This window comes from Bradyrhizobium sp. JHI2711 (assembly GCF_056156565.1).
In genome coordinates, this window is record NZ_JBPZPT010000002.1 from 1,986,356 (window position 1) to 2,005,844 (window position 19,489).

Annotated in this window: 18 protein-coding genes and 1 tRNA gene; 9 read left to right on the plus strand and 10 right to left on the minus strand. The window is 63.6% G+C overall.

What is annotated here, in order from left to right; all coding sequences use genetic code 11:
* Window positions 1-320 precede the first annotated feature (320 nt).
* From ACTEK7_RS21890 to ACTEK7_RS21900, 3 genes are all read right to left on the minus strand, one after another.
* Window positions 321-1,058, minus strand: a complete 738-nt coding sequence (locus tag ACTEK7_RS21890) for a tyrosine-type recombinase/integrase (protein WP_225128274.1) — start codon at window positions 1,056-1,058, stop codon at window positions 321-323.
* Complete coding sequence (locus tag ACTEK7_RS21895) at window positions 1,021-1,218, minus strand: hypothetical protein (RefSeq protein ID WP_225128273.1); 198 nt, start codon at window positions 1,216-1,218, stop codon at window positions 1,021-1,023. The genes ACTEK7_RS21890 and ACTEK7_RS21895 overlap by 38 nt, the downstream gene beginning before the upstream one ends.
* 599 nt (window positions 1,219-1,817) lie before the next feature.
* On the minus strand, window positions 1,818-3,461 hold the full coding sequence (locus ACTEK7_RS21900; RefSeq protein ID WP_225128272.1) for a recombinase family protein: 1,644 nt from the start codon (window positions 3,459-3,461) through the stop codon (window positions 1,818-1,820).
* Between the two features lie 1,203 nt (window positions 3,462-4,664).
* Between ACTEK7_RS21900 and ACTEK7_RS21905 the strand changes: the two genes are divergently transcribed.
* Window positions 4,665-5,915 carry a tyrosine-type recombinase/integrase gene (locus tag ACTEK7_RS21905; protein ID WP_225128271.1) on the plus strand — a complete coding sequence of 417 codons (1,251 nt, stop codon included), beginning with the start codon at window positions 4,665-4,667 and terminating at the stop codon, window positions 5,913-5,915.
* Between the two features lie 17 nt (window positions 5,916-5,932).
* Here the strand turns inward: ACTEK7_RS21905 and ACTEK7_RS21910 are convergent.
* Both ACTEK7_RS21910 and ACTEK7_RS21915 read right to left on the minus strand, forming a co-directional pair.
* A tRNA-Ile gene (locus ACTEK7_RS21910) sits at window positions 5,933-6,008 on the minus strand.
* 335 nt (window positions 6,009-6,343) lie between these two features.
* Window positions 6,344-7,318 (minus strand): Bug family tripartite tricarboxylate transporter substrate binding protein, encoded by a 975-nt coding sequence (locus ACTEK7_RS21915; protein WP_225142383.1) that lies wholly within the window; start codon window positions 7,316-7,318, stop codon window positions 6,344-6,346.
* 107 nt (window positions 7,319-7,425) lie between these two features.
* Here ACTEK7_RS21915 and ACTEK7_RS21920 point away from each other — a divergent pair, with 107 nt between their 5' ends.
* Window positions 7,426-8,400, plus strand: coding sequence for a TAXI family TRAP transporter solute-binding subunit (locus ACTEK7_RS21920; RefSeq protein ID WP_225142385.1), 975 nt, complete (start codon window positions 7,426-7,428; stop codon window positions 8,398-8,400).
* 127 nt (window positions 8,401-8,527) lie between these two features.
* On the opposite strand, the gene ACTEK7_RS21925 is transcribed toward ACTEK7_RS21920, so the two are convergent.
* Window positions 8,528-9,742, minus strand: coding sequence for an ABC transporter substrate-binding protein (locus ACTEK7_RS21925; protein WP_225146960.1), 1,215 nt, complete (start codon window positions 9,740-9,742; stop codon window positions 8,528-8,530).
* A gap of 101 nt (window positions 9,743-9,843) precedes the next feature.
* Complete coding sequence (locus ACTEK7_RS21930) at window positions 9,844-10,737, minus strand: helix-turn-helix transcriptional regulator (protein WP_036011436.1); 894 nt, start codon at window positions 10,735-10,737, stop codon at window positions 9,844-9,846.
* A 282-nt stretch (window positions 10,738-11,019) separates the two neighbouring features.
* On the opposite strand from ACTEK7_RS21930, the gene ACTEK7_RS21935 reads away from it, so the two are divergent.
* From ACTEK7_RS21935 to ACTEK7_RS21945, 3 genes are read left to right on the plus strand one after another with little or no spacing between them, the layout of a single operon-like run.
* A complete protein-coding gene (locus ACTEK7_RS21935) occupies window positions 11,020-11,847 on the plus strand; it encodes an ABC transporter substrate-binding protein (RefSeq protein WP_036026620.1) in 828 nt (275 codons plus the stop codon).
* A 60-nt stretch (window positions 11,848-11,907) separates the two neighbouring features.
* Window positions 11,908-13,014 (plus strand): molybdopterin-binding protein, encoded by a 1,107-nt coding sequence (locus tag ACTEK7_RS21940; RefSeq protein ID WP_036026618.1) that lies wholly within the window; start codon window positions 11,908-11,910, stop codon window positions 13,012-13,014.
* Between the two features lie 13 nt (window positions 13,015-13,027).
* Complete coding sequence (locus tag ACTEK7_RS21945) at window positions 13,028-14,977, plus strand: molybdopterin biosynthesis protein (protein WP_225146961.1); 1,950 nt, start codon at window positions 13,028-13,030, stop codon at window positions 14,975-14,977.
* A 41-nt stretch (window positions 14,978-15,018) separates the two neighbouring features.
* Here the strand turns inward: ACTEK7_RS21945 and ACTEK7_RS21950 are convergent, their stop codons facing one another.
* Window positions 15,019-15,249: a hypothetical protein gene (locus ACTEK7_RS21950; protein ID WP_036011421.1), complete on the minus strand. Its 231-nt coding sequence runs from the start codon at window positions 15,247-15,249 to the stop codon at window positions 15,019-15,021.
* A 110-nt stretch (window positions 15,250-15,359) separates the two neighbouring features.
* Here ACTEK7_RS21950 and ACTEK7_RS21955 point away from each other — a divergent pair, with 110 nt between their 5' ends.
* Window positions 15,360-15,659 (plus strand): hypothetical protein, encoded by a 300-nt coding sequence (locus ACTEK7_RS21955; protein WP_225146962.1) that lies wholly within the window; start codon window positions 15,360-15,362, stop codon window positions 15,657-15,659.
* A gap of 5 nt (window positions 15,660-15,664) precedes the next feature.
* On the opposite strand, the gene mobA is transcribed toward ACTEK7_RS21955, so the two are convergent.
* The gene (mobA, locus tag ACTEK7_RS21960; RefSeq protein WP_225146963.1) at window positions 15,665-16,321 is read right to left on the minus strand and encodes a molybdenum cofactor guanylyltransferase MobA; all 657 of its coding nucleotides are present in this window, start codon (window positions 16,319-16,321) and stop codon (window positions 15,665-15,667) included.
* Window positions 16,302-17,192: a formate dehydrogenase accessory sulfurtransferase FdhD gene (fdhD, locus tag ACTEK7_RS21965; RefSeq protein WP_036011418.1), complete on the minus strand. Its 891-nt coding sequence runs from the start codon at window positions 17,190-17,192 to the stop codon at window positions 16,302-16,304. The genes mobA and fdhD overlap by 20 nt, the downstream gene beginning before the upstream one ends.
* Before the next feature lie 209 nt (window positions 17,193-17,401).
* Here fdhD and mobB point away from each other — a divergent pair, with 209 nt between their 5' ends.
* From mobB to ACTEK7_RS21980, 3 genes are read left to right on the plus strand one after another with little or no spacing between them, the layout of a single operon-like run.
* Entirely contained in the window at window positions 17,402-17,929 is a 528-nt protein-coding gene (mobB, locus tag ACTEK7_RS21970) for a molybdopterin-guanine dinucleotide biosynthesis protein B (RefSeq protein ID WP_036011416.1), read from the plus strand.
* Window positions 17,930-17,938: 9 nt separating this feature from the next.
* Window positions 17,939-19,195, plus strand: a complete 1,257-nt coding sequence (locus ACTEK7_RS21975; RefSeq protein ID WP_225146964.1) for a molybdopterin molybdotransferase MoeA — start codon at window positions 17,939-17,941, stop codon at window positions 19,193-19,195.
* 47 nt (window positions 19,196-19,242) lie between these two features.
* Window positions 19,243-19,476, plus strand: a complete 234-nt coding sequence (locus tag ACTEK7_RS21980; RefSeq protein WP_036011410.1) for a sulfurtransferase TusA family protein — start codon at window positions 19,243-19,245, stop codon at window positions 19,474-19,476.
* Window positions 19,477-19,489: the final 13 nt, after the last annotated feature.

Below are 19,489 nucleotides of genomic sequence, written 5' to 3' on the forward strand. Positions count from 1 at the left end.
AATCTGCTCTTCGAGAAGCGCGCCTCTCATTACATGCGGCAATTGGCGGTTCCCGAGTGCAAAACGGACAATTCGAGACTCTTAATCAGCGGGTCCCAGGTTCGAGCCCTGGTGCGCCCACCAAGCAAATCAAGCACTTACAGCAGTGCACGTCAGAACGGACCATTCGGTTTGACGTCCGGTTTGAGAAATCTGTTCATTGTCCGTACGCCGATGGCGGGATGGCTGCGCGTTACCGCAGCGGCTAGCTCGTTTCCGCGGCGGCGTGGAGCACTCTCTCACGCAGAAGCCTTGGCGACCGAGATCCCAATCCGTGGTTCCTACCCGTACACTTCGCTCAGCTTTTTGATCGCTGACTCCGCGAGTTCGAGCCGGCCACCCAGGTAGTGCGCGTCCAGAATCTCCTGCACGGTCTTCATCGAGTGGCCGGTGATCGAGGCGATCTCCGGCACCGAGCAGTTGGATAGCGCGAGGCGCGTAACAGCAGTGCCGCGCAAATCATGAAAGTGCAGGTCCTTCAAGGACGTTTTCTTAAAGGTCTTGTCCCAGCTCGTCCTGAAGCCGTCCTCCGTCCACGGCCGTCCGAACGAATTGACCAAAATGGTCACTGCAGAGCGCTTTTCCTTGAGCGCAGCATCAAGCGCCGCCTTTAGCGTCGGCCCCACCGGTATGGTTACACGGCGCCTGCCCTTGCTGCCGCGTCCCTTAGACTGACGCATCCGGATGTACGTGCCATCGTAGTCCTTCCAAGTTAGGCGCAGCAGGTCCCCTTGGCGCTGGCCCGTCCACAGTGCAAGCAGTAGAGCCGCCTGCAGCTCAACGGACGCAACGCTGCAGAAGGCCCGGATGTCCTCGGCGCTCCACACGATCTCCGATCGATCAGAGTCGTAAAGCCGCGCGCAAACGTTCACTGCGATCTTGCCGCGATCCTTCGCAACCGACAGAACACGCGCGATCGTTGTCCAAACGTAGTCCGCCTTGCGCGGCGTATCGGAGAATGAATCACGAAACTCTTTGAAGTCACCCCTCTTCGAGAGCGCCGATTGGCATCGATCCAAACTTGGCCTCGATGAGCTTGAGATATCCGTCGTAAGCGCGCTTACTCTTGTCGCCGAGATCTTTGTACTCGCTACAGTCCTTGAAGTAGTCGATGAGCGAGCTGAACGTCTCGGCAGTCTTCGTTGTGTACGACGACACTGCTTCGTTGTAGAGCCGCATAAACTCCGGTGTGCCGGGTTCCGCGTCAATGCGCGGGCCTCCTTTCCAAGCGTACCAGTAGGTCTTCGATGTACCGTCAGCGAGCTTTTTATGGACCAGTTGATCCCTTTCAGCCGCACTCGCATTCTGGGAAGCCTTCCATGCGTCGTATGGTGTTAGTTGAGCTTCAATCTTAGGCTGTAAACCAGATAGCCGGTCAAGGGCCGCGTCAATAGCTTTTCTATCCCATTTGCGTGGTTCCGGGAATCGGTCTAGGCATGATTCCGCGTCGAACCCATTCGGTGAACGCCGAAAGCGACTCGCAGCCAGCGTAAGCCGCAGCTTGTTTTTTTAGAGATGCCACGCGGCTCGGTCACCCTGTGCTCCACTGCTGTGAATGGCGCCGGATTGCGAGCAAACCCGAAAATGCGGCTGAACAAAGAGCGTCGGATCGGCTGTCGTATGTTCAGCCAGCCTGGCGTGGAAATCGGTCAGGGCATGATCACGGACTTGGAGTGGAACATGATGCGGCACGCGGCAAGAGCGAAGGCGCTCGAAATCTGGACAAGCTTCTAAATATTAAGAAGCACTGCTTTGCGGAGTTTTGTGCCTGCGTCTGATCAGCGCCGCGTGCGGGCGTTCTTGGTGTTGAGCTGCTTTGGTCTCGATCGCTTGTCCTGTGGTGCTGGCGCACAACGGTCTTTAAGTGTTACTAGCTTGGCGATCGCTCGAGCCAAAGCGTCAGGGGTATCGAAGCGAGCGATTCCACGGCGAACGCGAGCCCTCTCAGAAAAGTTTATGGTTCGTTTCGCTTTCCCGTCGGCCGACAGCAGCACGTAATCGAGCACTGACTCGTTATGCTCAGACAGCCTGATGGCGGCGATCCAGCCCTGAGGCAGGCGTGCCCTGCGCTTGATCGACCAATACGGCGCTCGATTTTGCCTTCCGCAGCAGAGGGCTGATCGAATTGAGATGTTGACCGATCCACGCACGCGCAAGTAATCGGTCCGGTTGCTAGAGATGATGCGACCACCAGCTTTCCTGATGGCCATGGCGATGTGAGAGCCGAGCTTGGCCTCTTGCTCTGCCCAGCGCGGGCGCGACTCGAGAAATGCATAGTTTCGCTTGGGAGTGTAGCCGATTAAGCGATACACGTTCATCATGCTGCCGAAGTGAGTTTGATAGGTGGAAGCGCAGGGAAGGCCGACCGTGCTGGCTATGATAGCAGAGCTCAGGCGCCCTTCCTTGAGCAGCGTTTTGCGTAGACGGGCAAGCATCTCCTCTTCAGTGATATCGACACGCCGTTCCTCAATGATCTTGTTTACTTTCAGGAAGACTTCGCGTTCGATGATCGGCTCGATACATCTCTCGCTGGTGATCCAAAGCTCGGGAGGATTGCAGGTGCAGGTCCGCCGCAGCTTGCGTGATCGGCGGTTGAAGGTCAGGTTTCCAATGTAGTTCTCGTTTCTAAGCACCATGTTAACCGCTGCGCGCGTCCACCGAACTCCCGTGCTCGTGAGTATGGCCCTCCGGTTTAGCTCCCGGGCGATAATCGCTTCCGACTTTATCTGCAGAAAGCGCTCGAAGATCCACTTGACCACGGCTACTTCCTCGGGAATGCCGGGGCGCACTCGGACGTGATCAGTCATGAGGTATTTTTGGTCACCGTTCTTCAGCACGCCTCGCGACCGCTGACTCTGATCGACAAGTTCTCGCAAGAGAGCATAACCAGGGCGACCTCCAAGCTTGAAGCCAAGTCGGGCGAACCGGCACTGCGCAGCGTGAACCTTCGCCGAAAGCTCACGACTGTACTCGGCCGCCATTACGCGCTTGATGTTTTTGATGATGCTGGAGAGCACGCTGCCGTCATTATCAAACTGCTCAGCACAATACACGATGTTGATGCCTGCCTGTTTGCACACGAATTCGTAATACGCGCTCTCATCGACGTCCTGAAAGCGGCCCCACCGGCTTACGTCATAGACCAGAATATGACCGAAATCGGCTGCTCCTGTTTGGACATCCTTGATGAGCTGTATAAGACCGGCCCTGTTCTTGATGAGCAGGCCGCTCTCTCCCTCATCGCGATAGGTTCGTACAATGGTCAGGCTATGGGCGTGCGCGTATGCTGCAATCACAGCAGCCTGATTCTGAATCGAGTATTGCTGCCGTTGTGTCGACATGCGGACATATTGTGCCGCTCTCATGCCGAGCTGCGATCGTACCGGATGAGCCTTATAGATCTCGAGCGCGTTGGCCATCATTCTCGCTCCCGAAAGTTACACCGGAGCAAATCAAACATCTATGCGACGCTTGCAGCAATAATTACATCAATTGAAGAAAATAGTCCCGCATCGCCGCCGGTATCGACGCAGTTGGGCGACCACCTCTCTTCGCAGCTCGCGTGCTAAGGAGCTCGTTCAAGGAGCATCTACAACGCCCAGCGGCGGAGGGCGCGATCCGGGAAAAGTATGTCTTCGGTGCGCCGTATAGTTAGCGCATTGGCGGTCTTATACTATGGCTGTATCAATCCTTCTCTGTAATCCGCAATAGATGGGAAGTGCATGTCTCGATCACTGCTCGGATAGGGTTTGAAAAAGCTGGTGCCAATGCCTGCTTTCTTCCAGCTCTGCTAGCAGATCACCGGCGGCTCCTCTGATCAGCCTCGTCTATTCTGGATGGCGCTTACGAGATAGACGCCTCACACCGCGCGTTGCAGGTGCGAGTGTTGGTATTATTCGGTCGCGCCAGCTCGGGTCCAAGCGTGGATCATCGAGGGCGCGACCAAGTAAGGCAACCATTTCGACTCACGCCTCACTACATTGAGACTGAGATTGAGGGCGCGCCTGGACGACAAACCATGGCATTGGTTTCTTAGCGGTGAGAAGCCCGAAACCAGACATTCCGTCGCGTCATCGCGATAGAGGCGGGCCGTCTGCTCAACCAAATGCCGATGATGTCGTCAGGCAAACGACTCTTCTTTTCGGCAGAGCCTCCCATGTTTTAACGCGCTGAATTCGAGTGCAGGAACCTGGCCTTTCGAGCAGCCTGCAGCCTCCTACCATGAGTGGCCGAATGGGAAAGACCCATTCCCACCGGAGCAGGTAATCGATGCTTGGAGCGCTTACCATCCAACGCGACTCTCGCTGATCCCGTCCAGGTACTTGCGCGATTGCACGATTAGCATGCCCGATCGTTCGATGAGCGAAGTGATGGCTTCATTTCGAGGCAGTCGTTTGCAAGGCTCGCCACACCGCACACGGTTACAGGTCCGAAAGGATCGAGCGCAACCTGAAATTACACCTGGTACTTCTGTTCGCCTTGCTGATGCCGTGAAGATCGCATTTCCTTTAGGGGAATGACGGTCGCGGGTTTGCGTCGCGAGCGCGATCGGAGTCAATTGATTATTCAGAAGATTGCCGGCAAAGATTTACAACGCTGGCTCATATAGAACGGATGAGAGAGCTATGCCGCGAAGAAGCAAGGGCGCCCGACTTCAGCTCAAGGCTGCCCGCCGAAACAAGAGCGGAAAGATCACTCACCAGCCAACCTGGATCATCAGAGACAACGGCCGGGATGTCAGCACAGGCTGCGCTGCAGATGAGATTGCGGCCGCGGAGGAAAAGCTAAGAGACTACATAAGCTCTAAACACACCCCGAAGCGACGAATTCGCCACATAGACGATATCGCTATTGCGGATGTCCTCTCGATTTATTTGGACGCGCAGCTGGACAAGCTTCGCGGTCGTTTCAAGGTCGATAGCGAGAGCGAAGATACGATTCCCGATATCCGCAAGTTCAAGAAGCGGATCGAACGGTTGAACGAGTGGTGGGGAGCAAAAATGCTGGGCGAGGTAAATGGGGAGGCATGTCGCTCGTACGCCAAGAAGCGCGGCAAAAGGGGAGGCGCGCGCAGAGACCTTGAAGACCTCCGCGCTGCCATTGGTCACCATGCAGGTGAAGGATATCATCGGGAAATCGTGAAGGTGTCGCTGCCTGAGAAGGGGCAACCCCGAGACAAGTGGCTGACGCGCAGCGATGCGGCCAAATTGGTTTGGACCTGCTGGCGCTATCGCGAAATGCAAAAAGGCTCTCGCCGACCGATGGAGGACGTGAAGGTCCCCACAAGCAAGCGTCCCCTTCGCCATCTTGCGCGGTTCATTTTGCTGGGCATCTACAGCGGAACCCGTGCGGGAGCTATCGCAGCCTCGTCTCCAATTCCGGCGATCGGTCGCTCCTATGTAGACCTGGAGCGCGGTCGCTACTACCGTCTGAAACAGGGCAGCGCCAAAACCAACAAGCGGCAACCGACGGTGCCCATCCCCTTTCGCTTGCTAGCTCATCTGCGGCGCTGGCATCGGATTAATCCAGAGGCGAAGCATTTCGTCGAGTACAACGGAAGGCCGATTACCTCGGTCAAAACGGCGTTCAAGAGTGCTGTGAGGCTTGCAGGGCTTGGTCCGGGCATCTCGCCTCACACTCTGCGACACACCGCGGCTACTTGGCTGATGCAGAGAGGGGCAGATCCTTGGCAGGCGGCAGGCTATCTCGGAATGTCGCTTGAGGTTCTGCTCAACACGTATGGCCATCACCATCCCGACTATTTGTCCGACGCCGTCGAGAAAATCGCCAAGCGCGAGCCCGCGGGCGAACGAAAAGCGGTCGTATCTGGTGCGGTTTCTGGTGCGGTGATTCCGATCAGACGAAACGGGGCCTGATAAGTTGCTGATTTTATTGGTGGGCCCGGCAGGACTCGAACCTGCAACCAGACCGTTATGAGCGGCCGGCTCTAACCATTGAGCTACAGGCCCCGCCGCGAGGCGGCCGCGAGGCGCGGCCGGCAACGGTGCGCGGTTCGTTTACAGGGCCTGAGGCGGGGGTGCAATGCTGGCGCTGGTGGATGGGAACGCCGGCACGGCATCATTGATAAATTTCGAACAACCGAAATTGGCGATGATGCCTGTATAACCCTGTTTTGCCCGACGAAGCAAACCGCGTTTTCGCAGGTTTTTTCGACGTGGGGGGTAACCCATTGAAATCACTGGCCTCGTCTACTGTGCATGGGGTTGTTTTCGCAACTTTGTTTGAGAGGGCCTGTTGGCCCCCTCGAGCATCGTGCGGCTGCGCTCGGCGGCACGGCCGCTGCCTAGTCCACCGAGACCCCGGCGAACTCGACCACCTTGCGCCACTTCGCGGTCTCGTCCGCGACCAGCTTGCCGAACTCGGCCGGCGTCATCGGCTTGGGGATGCCGCCGGTCTCGGCGAGCTTTGCCACCAGCTTCGGGTCCTTCAGCGCTTCGCCGACGGCCTTGTTGAGGATCTCGATCACCTCGGGCGGAGTGCCCTTCGGCGCGGAGATGCCGTAGAAGCCGACCGATTCGAAGCCGGGCACGGTCTCGGCGATCGCGGGCACGTCGGGCACGCTCGGCCAGCGCTGCGGCGAGGTCACCCCGAGCGCGCGGACGTTGCCGCCCTTCACCTGCTCCATCGCCGAGGGCAGGTTGTCGAAGATCAGCTGCACCTTGTTGGAGATGATGTCGGGGAAGGCGATGGCCGAGCCGCGATAGGGCACGTGCACCATGTCGCACTTCGTCATCACCTTGAAAAGCTCCGCCGACATGTGCACCGAGGTGCCGTTGCCGGAGGAGGCATAAGAGATCTTGCCGGGATTGGCGTTGCAGTAGTCGATGAACTCCTTGACCGACTTCGGCGGGAACGCGTTGGAGACGACCAGCATGTTGGTGAGCTGCATGATGCTCGCAACCGGGGTGGTGTCGCGCAAAAAGTCGAACGGCAGCTTCTTGTAGAGCGAGGTCGAGATTGCGTTGTTGGGCGCGACGAACAGCAGCGTGTAGCCGTCCGGCGGGGCGTTGATCGCCGCGGCCGCGGCGATGTTGCCGCCGGAGCCGGTGCGGTTCTCGACGATGAATTGCTGGCCGAGCCGCTCCGACAGCCACTGCGCCATGATCCGCGCCACGATGTCGACCGGGCCGCCGGGGGAAAAGCCGATCAGCCAGTGTACGGGACGATCGGGATAGGCTGCGGCGGCGGGAGGGGCAGCGCTGAAAAGACCCAACAGGACTGCGAGTCCGAAAACACCGTGACGCAAAATTCGCAACATGACACCTCCCATTGTTCTATTGTCGTTGCGCGGCATGCTTTCATAAAAACCGGCGGCTGCCTACATCGCCGCAAGTCGGTGTTGACGCAGGCCCGCCAGGGACGACCATGAGATTCGCCACGATCCTCATCAGTGCGGCGCTGCTCGCCAGCCCCGCCGACGCCCAGACCGGAGGCACGGCCATTCCGACCGCGACGATCAGCTCGACGATCAGCCTGGGAACCGCGACGCCCGGCGGCGGCTTCCCGCTCTATGGCAACGGCTTCGCGGAGGTGATGAATGCGGCCGATCCGCATCTCACCATCGCGCCCCGCAACACCAAGGGCAGCAGCGAGAACATCCCGCTCCTGGAGAAGGGCGAGCTCGATCTCGCGCTCGTCGCAGGCGAGCCAGCCTATGAGGCCTTCGCCGGCATCGGCCGTGCGCCTGTGCGGCTCAAGATCCTCACCGCGATCTATTCCAATCCCGGCATGTTCGTGGTGCGCGCCGACAGCCCCTACACGACGATCCCCGACCTCGTCGGCCAGCCCGTCGCGTTCGGCGCCAGAGGCTCCGGCCTGCCGATCCTGGCGCGCTATGTGCTCGATGGTCTCGGCCTGAAGCAGGACGAGGACTTCAAGGCAATCTATCTCGACCGCGCCGGCGACGGCCCCGCGATGGTCGAGGACGGCCGCGTCGTAGCGCTCTGGGGCGCCGGCATCGGCTGGCCCGGCTTTGCCGCGGTCGCCGCGAGCGCGTCGGGCGCGCGCTTCATCGCGCCGAGCGCGGACGAGATCGCCCGCATCCGCGCCAAGCATGCGTTCCTGAAGCCGCTGACCGTGCCGGCCGGCTCCTACCCGAAGCAGACCGAGCCGATCGCCTCGCTCGGCTCCTGGAGCTTCATCCTCACGCGCGAGGATCTGCCCGACGACGTCGCCTACCGCCTCGCCAAGACGCTGCACGGCGTCGAGGCGACGTTCTGCAAGAAGCTCGCGCAGGCCTGCGAGACCACCGCCGCGAACACGGTCGCGGCCGCGCCGAAGGTGGAGCTGATTCATCCGGGCGTGACAAAGTACTTCCGCGAGATCGGGGTGGTGAAATAGGGCGCCCCTGCACCCCCAGCCGTCATGGCCGGGCTTGACCCGGCCATCCACGCGTCACCGCGATTGAGGAAAGACGTGGATGCCCGGGTCAAGCCCGGGCACGACGAATTGCGCGTGTCTCGCTACGTCACTTCTTCACCAGCGGACAGGCCGGGTCCGGCGGGCCGAACGCCTTGTCGCCGGAAATAGTCGTGAGGATCTTGTAATAGTCCCACGGATATTTGCTCTCCTCCGGCGTCTTCACCTGCACCAGCCAGAGATCGTGCACCATCAGATTGTCTTCGCGCAGCTTGCCGTTGCGGGCGAAGAAATCCTCGATCGGCTTCTCGCGCATCTTGGCCGCCACTTTCAGCGGATCGTCGCTGCCGGTCTCCTGGATGGCGTTGAGATAGTGCATCACGCTGGAATAGACGCCGGCCTGCCACATCGACGGCATCCGGTTCATCTTGGCGAAATAGCGCTTCGACCATTCGCGCGTCTTGTCGTCCATGTCCCAGTAGAACGAGGTGGTCAGCAGCAGGCCTTGCGCCGCCTGCAGGCCGATGCCGTGGATGTCGGTGATCAGCGCGAGCAGCGCCGCCATCTGCTGGCCGCCCTTGAACACGCCGAACTCGGCGCCGGTCTTGATCTCGTTCATGTTGTTGGGGGGACCGGCGGCAATGCCGATGATCTTGGCCTTGGAGGCCTGCGCCTGCAGCACGAAGGAGGAGAGATCGGGTGTTGCCAGCGGCGGCCGCACCGAGCCCAGCACCTTGCCGCCATTGGCGGTGACGACGGCGGAAGCGTCGCGCTCCAGCGAATGGCCGAAGGCGTAATCGTCGGTGATGAAGAACCAGCTGTCGCCGCCGCGCTTGACCACGGCGTCCGCGGTGCCGACCGCGAGCGCGTGGGTGTCGAACACCCATTGGATCGCGTAAGGCGAGCAGAACTTGCCGTGGAAGTCCGCGGTGCCGGTGGAGTGGGTGATGAACAGCCGCTTCTTCTCGTTGGCGATGGTCTGCACCGCGAGCCCGACCGCCGAGACGGGCACGTCCACGATCAGATCGACCTGCTCGACGTCGAACCAGCGCCGCGCCAGCGAAGCGCCGATGTCGGCCTTGAGTTGGTGGTCGCCGATCACGACGCTGATCGGCTTGCCGAGCACCTTGCCGCCGAAATCGTCGATCGCCATTTGCGCCGCGGTCACCGAGCCCTGGCCGGTCGGCGCCGAGGCCGGGCCGTTCATGTCGGTGAGCACGCCGATCTTGACGACGTCGTCGGAAACCTGCGCCGACGCCGCGCCGGACAGCAGGGTCGCCAGCAAGGCGGCCGCGACGGGCACTCCAAGTCTGATTGGGTTCACGCTCGTCCTCCCTGATCCGGCTCATTGGCCGGTGTTGCTTGTCCGGGTATGGCCCGGTCGAATTGGTTTCTTTTGCAACTATTGGGGGGCTGGCGTCAATGTCAGGCTGCGAAGCGGATCTGTCCTGCGGGGGAGGGATCGTAGCCGGTCAGCTCCTCCGCGCGCTGGCGCAGCCGCCGCTCGTTCAGGAAGCGGAGCAAGGCCTGCATGGCGGGGCGGAAATAGCTGCGCTGCCGCATCGCGAGGTCGAAATTCTCCCAGACCAGCGGCACGAAATCGAGACCGGCCGAGCGCGCCGCGGCGCGCGTCGCGATGCCGCAATCGGCTTGGCCGGCGCGAACCAGCTCGGCCAGATCCGGGCCGGTCAGCGCCGGCGTCTCGATCCGGCGCAAGTCCCGCATCGAGGCGCCGGCGCGCTTGAGCAGCACGTCGAGCAGCATCTGAGCGCCCGTGCCCTGTTGCCGCATCGCCATCCGGGCCCCGGCTGCGAGCACGTCGGTCAGGCTGTGCAGGTGCTTGGGATTGCCGTGCGGCAGCAGGAGACCCTCTTCGCGGCGCACGAACGCGATCAGCACCGCATCATGCAGGTCCGGCGTGGTCCGCAGCGCTTCGATGCTGGCATCGCTAGAGAAATTGTCGCCGGCGTCGAGCGCGTGGAAGTGCACCGCCGCAGCCATCACCTCATTGCGCTGCAAGCGCTCGAGCCCGCGCGCGCTGCCCTCGCTCATCGATCCGAGCCCCGAGCCGGACTCGCGCAGGCTCCAATCGAGCAGTTCGTCGTGGCTGCCGCCGACGACCGGCGGCGGCTCGGCGATCAACATGCCGGCCGGACGCGCAAGGCCCGACAGGACCCAGAGGTCGAGCTCGTGCCGTGGGAACAGCCATTTCCCCGTCACCTTGCTGCAGGGGATCGCACCGGTGGTGACGAGCTCGTAAAGCTTGCGTTCGCCGAGCCGAAGGTAATCGGCGGCTTCGCTGGTGGTCAGGAATTCCATCCTGCATTCCTATGCAAATTCTTGCTTCTTTTTGACGCCCGACGCAGGTGGAATTCTGCATTTCAGATATTTGTCGCAGGAAACCATGCCCGATCATCTCGCTGCTTTGCAACACATCCGCACGCGCGATCTCTGCTTTGGTGAACGATCCTAAAGAGATCGCGCGCCCGGTGCGCCGGGATGAAGTTGCCGAAATTTCCCGGCCGGCAGCGCAAAAACGCGTCACGAGTGCGGCGCAATCGATCATCATCATGACGGCGTCAAACCTGAGGGAACCCGATCATGGGCCGCCTGTCCGTTGCACTTGCGCTTCTCTGCGGCCTTGCCGCAGGCGTTGCGGCTTCGGCCGCGGAGGACCGCAGCATTGTCCTCGCTTCGACGACGGCGACGCAGGAATCCGGGCTGCTCGACTATCTGCTGCCGATCTTCCGCGACAAGACCGGCATCGACGTCACCGTGATCGCGCGGCGCGCCGACGAAGTGCTCGATGGGGCGCGGCGGGGTGAGGTCGACGTCGTGCTGATGCACGCGCGGCCTCAGGAGGAGAAGTTCGTCGCCGACGGCTTTGGCGTGAAGCGATACGACGTGATGTACAGCGACTATGTGCTGATCGGGCCGAAGAGCGATCCCGCGGGCGTAAAGGGCAAGGACATCGCGACGGCGCTGAAGGCGATCGAAGCCAAAGGCGCGCCGTTCGTGACGCGTGGCGATCGGTCGGGCACTCATGCCGCGGAGCTCGCGCTTTGGATCGTTGCCGGCATCGACATCGCGAGCGCCAAGGGCGCCTGGTATCGCGAGGCCGGGCCCGGCATGGCCGCATCGCTCGGGGCCGCGCGCGCGGCCAATGCCTATGTGCTTGCGGATCGCGGCAGCTGGATCGCGTTCAGCGATCGCGGCGATCTCGACATCGTCGTCGAAGGCGACCGGCGGCTGCTCAACCAATATGGTGTGATGCTGGTGAACCCTGCGAAGTTCCCGAACGTGAAGAAGGACCTCGCGCAGACCTTCGTCGATTGGCTGACATCGCCGGAGGGGCAGACGGCGATTGCCGGCTACAAGGTGGACGGGCAGCAATTGTTCTTCCCCAATTCGGACAGGTCGGGCGGCTGAGGGTTGAGGCCGGGACCGCCGGCGGTTGCCAAACCGGACGATGCATGGTCCTCATGGCGCATGACCCAGCGCCTGCCGCCTTCGCTCACGCCGCTCGACACCGCGCTCGCCGCGCTGCTACGGGGCGTTGATCCCGTCGCGCCGATGGAGGTGCCGCTGGCGGACGCAATCGGCTGCATCGCGGCGGGTGCGCCGCTGCTTGCCGCCTATCCTTCCCGGGATGTTGCGGCCGTAGATGGTTGGGCGCTATCTGCCAACGATCTCGTCGGGGCGTCCGCTTACTCGCCCGTGCCGCTGGCAATGGCTCCTGCATGGGTCGAGGCGGGCGAGGCGATGCCGGCGGGATGCGACTGCGTGCTCGATGCCGACGCCGTGGAGACGTCGGGGCCGCTTGCCCAGGTGCTCGCAGAGGGCGCGCCGGGGCAGGGTGTCAGGCGCGCAGGCAGCGACATCACCGCGCGTAGGGCCGTGGGGGACGCCGGCCATCCCATCCGTGCGGCGGACCTGTTGCTGGCGCGTGCGGCGGGCGGGGACAAACTCGCCGTGAGGCGGCCGCGGCTGCGCATAGTCAATGTGCCGGGTGGGACGGTCGCGGCGCAGACGATTGCCGGGATCGCGCACACAGCGGGACTGGATGTGGAAACGCGTCCAGCGCGTGCGCGCGATGCAGCGTCGATTGCCGATGCGCTCGATGCGTCCTCCTGCGATGTCCTGCTGACCATCGGCGGCAGCGGCGTCGGCCGCCAGGACGCCGCCATCGCCGCCCTCGCCCGGCGCGGCGAGGTGATGGCGCACGGCCTTGCGCTGCAGCCGGGACGCACCGCTGCGGTCGGACGGCTGGGACGGGTTCCCGTCGTCGCCTTGCCCGGCTCGCCCGATTCCGCGCTTGCAGCTTGGCTTGCACTCGCGCTGCCGCTCGCGGACCGTTTGTCGGCGCGTCGGCCGCGTCGAAAAGTGTCGCTGCCGCTTGCGCGAAAGATCGCCTCCAGCGTCGGCATCACGGAGATCGCTTTGCTGGCTGAGGAACATCGTGCCTGGATGCCGCTTGCCGTGGGCGAATGGCCGCTTCAGGCCATCGCCCGTGCGGACGCATGGCTGCTCATTTCCGCCAGCGACGAGGGATTTGCGGCAGGTACGCCGATCGATGCGTATCTGATGCGGGCGTGATAAGGGTTCTGGCATGACGATGATCCCGAAATCACCGGACCGCAGCGCGCTCGAGCAGGAGCAGTTCCTCAAGATCCTGTCGCGCGAAGAGGCCTTGGCGCGCTTCGAGGCGGCCTTGTTCCCGCGCGCGCTTCGAACTGAAACGCGCAAGCTCGCAGCCGCGCTGGGCGCTGCCCTCGCCGAAGATATCACGGCAACGATCGACGTGCCGCCGTTCGACCGCTCCAATGTCGACGGCTTTGCCGTGCGCTCCGCCGACCTTGCGGCGGCCGGCGAGGGCGCGCCCGTGCGCCTCGCGCTGAATGGCGAGACCGTTCATTGCGGGACCGCGCCGACGCTGCAGGTGGCGGCCGGAACCGCAACGGCGATCGCCACCGGGGGTCCGTTGCCGCGCGGCGCCGATGCCGTGGTCATGGTCGAGCACACCCAGCCTGCCGGCCAGGATGCGATCGATGTCCGTCGCGCCGTGTCGCCGGGGCAATTCGTCTCGTATGCCGGGTCCGACATTGCGCGCGGCGAGGCGCTGCTGCGCGCCGGCACCATCATCGGCTCGCGCGAGATCGGCATGCTGGCGGCTTGCGGCATCGCCGAGGTGGGTGTCGCGCGCAGGCCGCGGGTTGCCGTGATCTCCACCGGCGATGAGCTGGTTCAGCCCGGCGAGGTGCTCGGGCCCGCCGAGATCTACGATACCAATGGCGCCATCGTCGCGGCCGCGGTCGACGAAAACGGTGGCGAGGCCGTCTTCCTCGGCGCTGTTCCGGACGACGAAGCCAGGCTCGAAGCCGCCATGCGCAACGCGCTTGCGGAAGCCGACATGCTGGTGCTCTCGGGCGGCACGTCGAAAGGCGCGGGCGACCTCTCTCATCGCATCATCAGCCGGCTCGGCGCACCCGGCATCATCGCCCATGGCGTCGCGCTCAAGCCCGGCAAGCCGTTGTGTCTTGCGGTGTGCGACGGCAAGCCTGTCGTGATCCTGCCGGGTTTTCCGACTTCGGCGATGTTCACCTTCCACGACATGATCGTGCCGGTGCTGCGCAGGATGGCCGGACTGCCGCCGCGCTCCGATGCCAAGGTGAACGCGACCGTGCCGGTACGCATCGCTTCCGAGCTCGGCCGTACCGAATTCGTCATGGTCTCGCTGGTTGAGGGCAGGGAGGGCCTCATCGCCTATCCCTCCGGCAAGGGGTCTGGTGCGATCACGTCCTTTGCTCAGGCGGACGGCTTTCTGCGCATCGACGCACTTGCCGACCAGATGCCGGCCGGCACCGAGACCGAGGTGACGCTGTTCACGCCGCATGTGCGCGTGCCGGATCTCGTCATCGTCGGCAGCCATTGCACCGGCCTCGATCTCGTCACCGCACAGCTCGCGCATGCTGGTCTCACCGTGCGCTCGATCGCGGTCGGCAGCCTCGGCGGGCTTGCAGCAGCCAAACGTGGCGAATGCGATCTCGCGCCGATCCACCTGTTCGACGACAGAAGCGAGACCTACAACACGCCCTATCTCGTCGAAGGTCTCGAGCTCGTGCCAGGCTGGCGGCGGATGCAGGGCATCGTCTTCCGAAAGGACGACAAACGTTTCCAAGGCCTTGGTGCAAAGGACGCCGTTGCGGCGGCGCTCGCTGATCCCGCCTGCATCATGGTCAACCGCAACCAGGGCGCCGGCACGCGCATCCTGATCGACCGGCTGCTCGGCGGCGCGCGTCCGGAAGGCTACTGGAACCAGCCGCGTTCGCACAATGCGGTAGCGGCGGCCGTGGCGCAGCACCGCGCCGACTGGGGCATGACCATCGCGCCGGTCGCCCATGCGGCCGGCCTCGATTTCATTCCGCTCGCCGAAGAGCATTATGACTTCGCGCTGGTGAGTGCGCGAAAGCAACGGCCGGCAGTGCAGGCGTTTCTCGACGCACTCGGCTCGAACGAGGTACGCGCGTCGCTCGCGCGAGCGGGCTTCCGGCCCGCATAGACGAGGGACCACGACGCGTTCGAGCCATGAGAGGTCTACGGCTACGATGCCTGGTCGGTACGGCTGGCGGCCTGAGCGGCCTGCTCTCGCTTGCGCTCACGATCCTCGGCCTCGGCAAGCGCGCGCCGCGCGGCGGGTGGCAGCGGCTTTGGATCCGGCGGCACCTCGACGATGTCAGGCTTGCTCAGCTGCCTCGTGCGATCGATCGTCTCGGAGAGATCGAAGACGAAGTCGACGAATTCGAAGATCGTATTCAAGAGAGGGGCGGCCATGGCTTCGTCCGGGGAATGTCCAGACCTGTGGTCGCTCCCGTTCCAGGTCCGGTTCAAGACGTCATGAACTTGGCGGGGCGCCGCAGCGACCAAGGAACATGAGCCAGGTCATGACTGCATCGACGCCCCTCAAATTCCGCAAGATCGCTGCTCTCGTCGCGGCGGCCGGCACGCTGTTCTGGCTCTACACCTTCCATTACATCGCGAATGTCCCGCCCGGGGACGGCAGCGGCTTTCAATGGCTCGCGGTGTTTCCGCTGGGCATGGTTTTCGGGGCGTTCTTCCTGCCGGCCTGGGTGCTGGTTGCGATCGGCCGTTTGCCGCGCTTCACCACTGCCGTCGGCATTTGCGGCCTGATCGCCTTCGCGATCATCTGGGCGCAGCTCCTCAACGAGTTTCCGAAATCATAGAGTCGCTAAGACGCGTCATCCAGCGCCGCCAGCCGCTCGGCCTCGGCGATGTCCTCGACCGTGTTGGCATTGAAGAACGGATCGAGCGGCTCGTTCGGCCAGGTCACCGTTGCGAGCGGATAGCGCGCGGTCCAGCGGTCGATCTTGCGGAGGTCTTCGTCCACGAGCGCGTGGCGCAGCTCCTCGCGCAAGGCGACGCGCCACAGGCCGATCACCGGATGCGACTGCTCGCCTGAGGCTGCGACCGCAAGCTGCGCATTCTCACGCGCGCGCGCCTCATGCAGGCGCGCGACGAGGTCGCGCGGCAGGAACGGGCAGTCGCCGGCGGCGCTGAGCACCCATTCGATCTGCGGCCGGTTCGCCGCGGCCCAGTCGAGCGCCGCGAGGATGCCGGCGAGGGGACCCGGGAAGCCGGGCACGTCGTCGGCGACGACCTGCAAGCGGAACGCCGCAAAGCGGGCGGGATCGCCGTTGGCGTTGAGGATCAGTCCGCTGCACTGGGGCGCAAGGCGCGCTATCACGCGCTCCAGAATGGTGCGGCCGCCGATGGTCCGCATCGGCTTGTCGCCGCCGCCCATGCGCCGCGCGAGCCCGCCGGCGAGCAGCACGCCGAGAGTCGGCGGAACATGCGCCGCGGACAGGTCAGTCGTCACCGCCCTCACCCTTGCGCTTGTGCTTGGCCGATTCCTCTTCGACATAAGCGAGGTTCTGGTCGTAGACGATACGCTCTTCGCCTGCGAGCGCGATGAAGCGTTTGCCGCGGGTGCGCCCGACCAGCGTCAGGCCGACCTGCCTTGCCAGATCGACACCCCAGGCGGTGAAGCCGGAGCGCGACACCAGGATCGGAATGCCCATGCGCACCGTCTTGATCACCATCTCGGAGGTGAGGCGCCCCGTGGTGTAGAGGATCTTGTCGGACGCGTCGACGCCGTGGCGGTACATCCAGCCCGCGATCTTGTCGACGGCGTTGTGGCGGCCGACATCCTCGGTGTAGCAGAGCGGGGTGCCTTCCTTGCACAGCACACAGCCGTGGATCGCGCCGGCCTCCAGATAAAGCGAGGGCATGGTGTTGATGGTCTGCGTCATCTGGTAGAGCCAGGAGGTGCGCAGCTCCGCCTTGGGCAGCGCGACGCTCTCGACCGCCTCCAAGAGGTCGCCGAAGGCGGTGCCCTGCGCGCAGCCGGAGGTCTGCGTGCGCTTTTTCAGCTTGGCCTCGAAATTGGTGTGGTGTGAGGTGCGCACGACGACCACCTGGAGGTCGTCGTCGTACTCGACCTCGGTGACCACGTCGTTATATTTCAGCATGTTCTGGTTCAGCAGGTAGCCGAGCGCCAGATACTCTGGATAGTCGCCGATCGTCATCATGGTGACGATCTCCTGGGCGTTCAGATAGAGCGTCAGCGGCCGCTCCATCGGCACCTTGATTTCGACCCTGGCGCCGGTCTGGTCCGTACCGGTCACGCTCTGGGTCAGGCGCGGGTCATCCGGATTGGGGACGATCAGGGGCACCGGGGCTTTGTCGATCTTCATCATGGCGGCGAGGTTAGCATGACATTCGGGTCAAGCCGATATAAGCATGGAGGGGAGAGAGCGAAATGCCACCTTGTCGTCATTGCGAGCGCAGCGAAGCAATCCAGGATCTTTCCGCAGCGGCAGTCTGGATTGCTTCGCTGCGCTCGCAATGACGGGGAGGGGATGGTGGTTCCATCGGCGAGCGCTGGTTGCTGGAAAAGAGAGCTGGAATGAAAGTCATCGGCCTTGCAGGCTGGAGCGGTGCGGGCAAGACCACGCTGTTGACGCGGCTGATCCCGCATTTCAACGCGCAGGGCCTGCGCGTCTCCGTGATCAAGCATGCGCATCACCAGTTCGACGTCGACGTGCCCGGCAAGGATTCCTGGCGCCATCGCGAGGCCGGCGCGGCGGAGGTTCTGGTGGCCTCGTCGAAACGCTGGGCGCTGATGCATGAGCTGCGCGGGGCGGCGGAGCCGCGGCTGCCGGAGCTGCTCGACAAGCTCTCCGCGGTCGATCTCGTCGTGGTCGAGGGATTCAAGCGCGAGCCGCACCGCAAGATCGAGGTGCATCGTGCCGCCAACGGCAAGCCGCTGCTGTTTCCGGACGATCCCGGAATTGCCGGGATTGCGACCGACGTCGCGATTGACACGAGGCTCCCGACTGTCCATCTCGACGATATCGAAGGCGCGGCGGCATTGATGCTACGGGCGGCGATGCCGGTCGAGGAAGCGGTAGCAAGAAGCGCCGCGACACGCTGACGAGGCACCATGGCGCAACTGTCGGACGATTGCTTTGCCTTCGGCGGCCCGATGATGTCGGTCGACGAAGCCGTCGGCCTCATCACGACGCGCGTCAACGCCATCGTCGATCTCGAGACGGTGGCGCTGGTCGATGCCGACGGGCGCGTGCTCGCGCGCGATCTGGCCGCGCCTTTGCCGCTGCCGCCGTTCACCAACTCCGCCGTCGACGGTTACGCTGTGCGCAACGCCGACCTTCCGGCAAGCGCAGAGCAGGCCTTCCCGCTCGACGGCCGCATCCAGGCCGGCGGCCCTGCGCAAGCGCCGATCAAGCCCGGCCACACCGCGCGCATCTTCACCGGCGCCCCGATGCCGCCGGATGCGGAGACCGTCTTCATGCAGGAGGACGTCCGCATCGATGCTTCAGGCAGGATCGTGCTGCCGCCGGGGCTGAAGCCCGGCGCAAATGTGCGGCCTGCAGGCGAGGACATTCCCCAAGGTCAGGTCGCGCTGCGCGCCGGCCAGCGCCTGCGGCCGCAGCACGTCGCCCTTGCCGCCGCGTTCGGCCTGACGAGGCTCGACGTCGTCAGGCGCATCCGTGTCGCCGTGTTCTCGACCGGCGACGAGCTCGCCTCGCCCGGCGAGCCGCGCGCCGCCTCGCAATTGTTCGATTCCAATCGCTTCATGCTGATGGCGATGCTGCGGCGGCTCGGCTGCGAGGTCAGCGATCTCGGCATTCTGCGCGATGAGCGAGCGTCGCTGGCGCGCGGCCTGAAGCAGGTCGCAGGCGGCCATGACCTGATCCTCACCACCGGCGGCGTCTCGACCGGCGAGGAGGATCACGTCAAGGCGGCGGTGGAGAGCATCGGCTCGCTGGTGCTGTGGCGGATGGCGATCAAGCCCGGCCGTCCCGTGGCGATGGGCATCATCGACGGCACGCCGTTGATCGGACTGCCCGGAAATCCCGTCGCGAGCTTCGTGACATTCGTCCATGTGGTGCGACCGACGGCGTTGGCGCTGTCGGGCGCCTTGCCGGAGCCGCTCTTGGCGATCCCGCTGCGCGCGGCGTTCACCTACAGGAAGAAGTCCGGCCGGCGTGAATATGTGCGCGCCTCGCTGCGGCGCGCGCAGGACGGCGGGCTCGAGGCGATCAAGTTCCCGCGCGAAGGCGCCGGGCTCCTATCCTCGCTGGTCGAGACCGATGGCCTCGTCGAGCTCGGCGAGGACGTCACCAATGTCGAGCCGGGGCAGGACGTGGGCTTCCTGCCCTACGCCAGCCTGATCTGATGCCTCCTAACGTTGACGCAGCCGCTCCGCCTCGCCATGGTGCGGCCATGACTAGGACGACACTCGATCTTACCGGGCTGAAATGCCCGCTGCCGGCCCTCAAGACGCGCAAGGCGCTCAAGCCGCTCAAGGCAGGCGACCAGCTCGAAGTTCACTGCACCGATCCGCTCTCGGTGATCGATATTCCCAATCTGATCCGCGAGACCGGCGACAAGGTCGAGATCACCGAGCGCAACGAGGCGCGCATCGTGTTCCTGGTCGAAAAGAGCGACGCCCCGTAGAAAGGGGAATGTT

What these genes read in the sequence shown, in the direction of transcription:
- ACTEK7_RS21980 (WP_036011410.1), top strand. Translation starts at nt 19,243, where the DNA reads ATGACTAGGACGACACTCGATCTTACCGGGCTGAAATGCCCGCTGCCG.
- ACTEK7_RS21920 (WP_225142385.1), top strand. Translation starts at nt 7,426, where the DNA reads ATGAGATTCGCCACGATCCTCATCAGTGCGGCGCTGCTCGCCAGCCCC.
- ACTEK7_RS21950 (WP_036011421.1), bottom strand. Translation starts at nt 15,249, where the DNA reads ATGGCCGCCCCTCTCTTGAATACGATCTTCGAATTCGTCGACTTCGTC.
- ACTEK7_RS21895 (WP_225128273.1), bottom strand. Translation starts at nt 1,218, where the DNA reads ATGCGGCTCTACAACGAAGCAGTGTCGTCGTACACAACGAAGACTGCC.
- mobB (WP_036011416.1), top strand. Translation starts at nt 17,402, where the DNA reads ATGAAAGTCATCGGCCTTGCAGGCTGGAGCGGTGCGGGCAAGACCACG.
- fdhD (WP_036011418.1), bottom strand. Translation starts at nt 17,192, where the DNA reads ATGATGAAGATCGACAAAGCCCCGGTGCCCCTGATCGTCCCCAATCCG.
- ACTEK7_RS21905 (WP_225128271.1), top strand. Translation starts at nt 4,665, where the DNA reads ATGCCGCGAAGAAGCAAGGGCGCCCGACTTCAGCTCAAGGCTGCCCGC.
- ACTEK7_RS21915 (WP_225142383.1), bottom strand. Translation starts at nt 7,318, where the DNA reads ATGTTGCGAATTTTGCGTCACGGTGTTTTCGGACTCGCAGTCCTGTTG.
- ACTEK7_RS21945 (WP_225146961.1), top strand. Translation starts at nt 13,028, where the DNA reads ATGACGATGATCCCGAAATCACCGGACCGCAGCGCGCTCGAGCAGGAG.
- ACTEK7_RS21940 (WP_036026618.1), top strand. Translation starts at nt 11,908, where the DNA reads ATGACCCAGCGCCTGCCGCCTTCGCTCACGCCGCTCGACACCGCGCTC.
- ACTEK7_RS21975 (WP_225146964.1), top strand. Translation starts at nt 17,939, where the DNA reads ATGGCGCAACTGTCGGACGATTGCTTTGCCTTCGGCGGCCCGATGATG.
- ACTEK7_RS21930 (WP_036011436.1), bottom strand. Translation starts at nt 10,737, where the DNA reads ATGGAATTCCTGACCACCAGCGAAGCCGCCGATTACCTTCGGCTCGGC.
- ACTEK7_RS21935 (WP_036026620.1), top strand. Translation starts at nt 11,020, where the DNA reads ATGGGCCGCCTGTCCGTTGCACTTGCGCTTCTCTGCGGCCTTGCCGCA.
- ACTEK7_RS21900 (WP_225128272.1), bottom strand. Translation starts at nt 3,461, where the DNA reads ATGATGGCCAACGCGCTCGAGATCTATAAGGCTCATCCGGTACGATCG.
- ACTEK7_RS21955 (WP_225146962.1), top strand. Translation starts at nt 15,360, where the DNA reads ATGACTGCATCGACGCCCCTCAAATTCCGCAAGATCGCTGCTCTCGTC.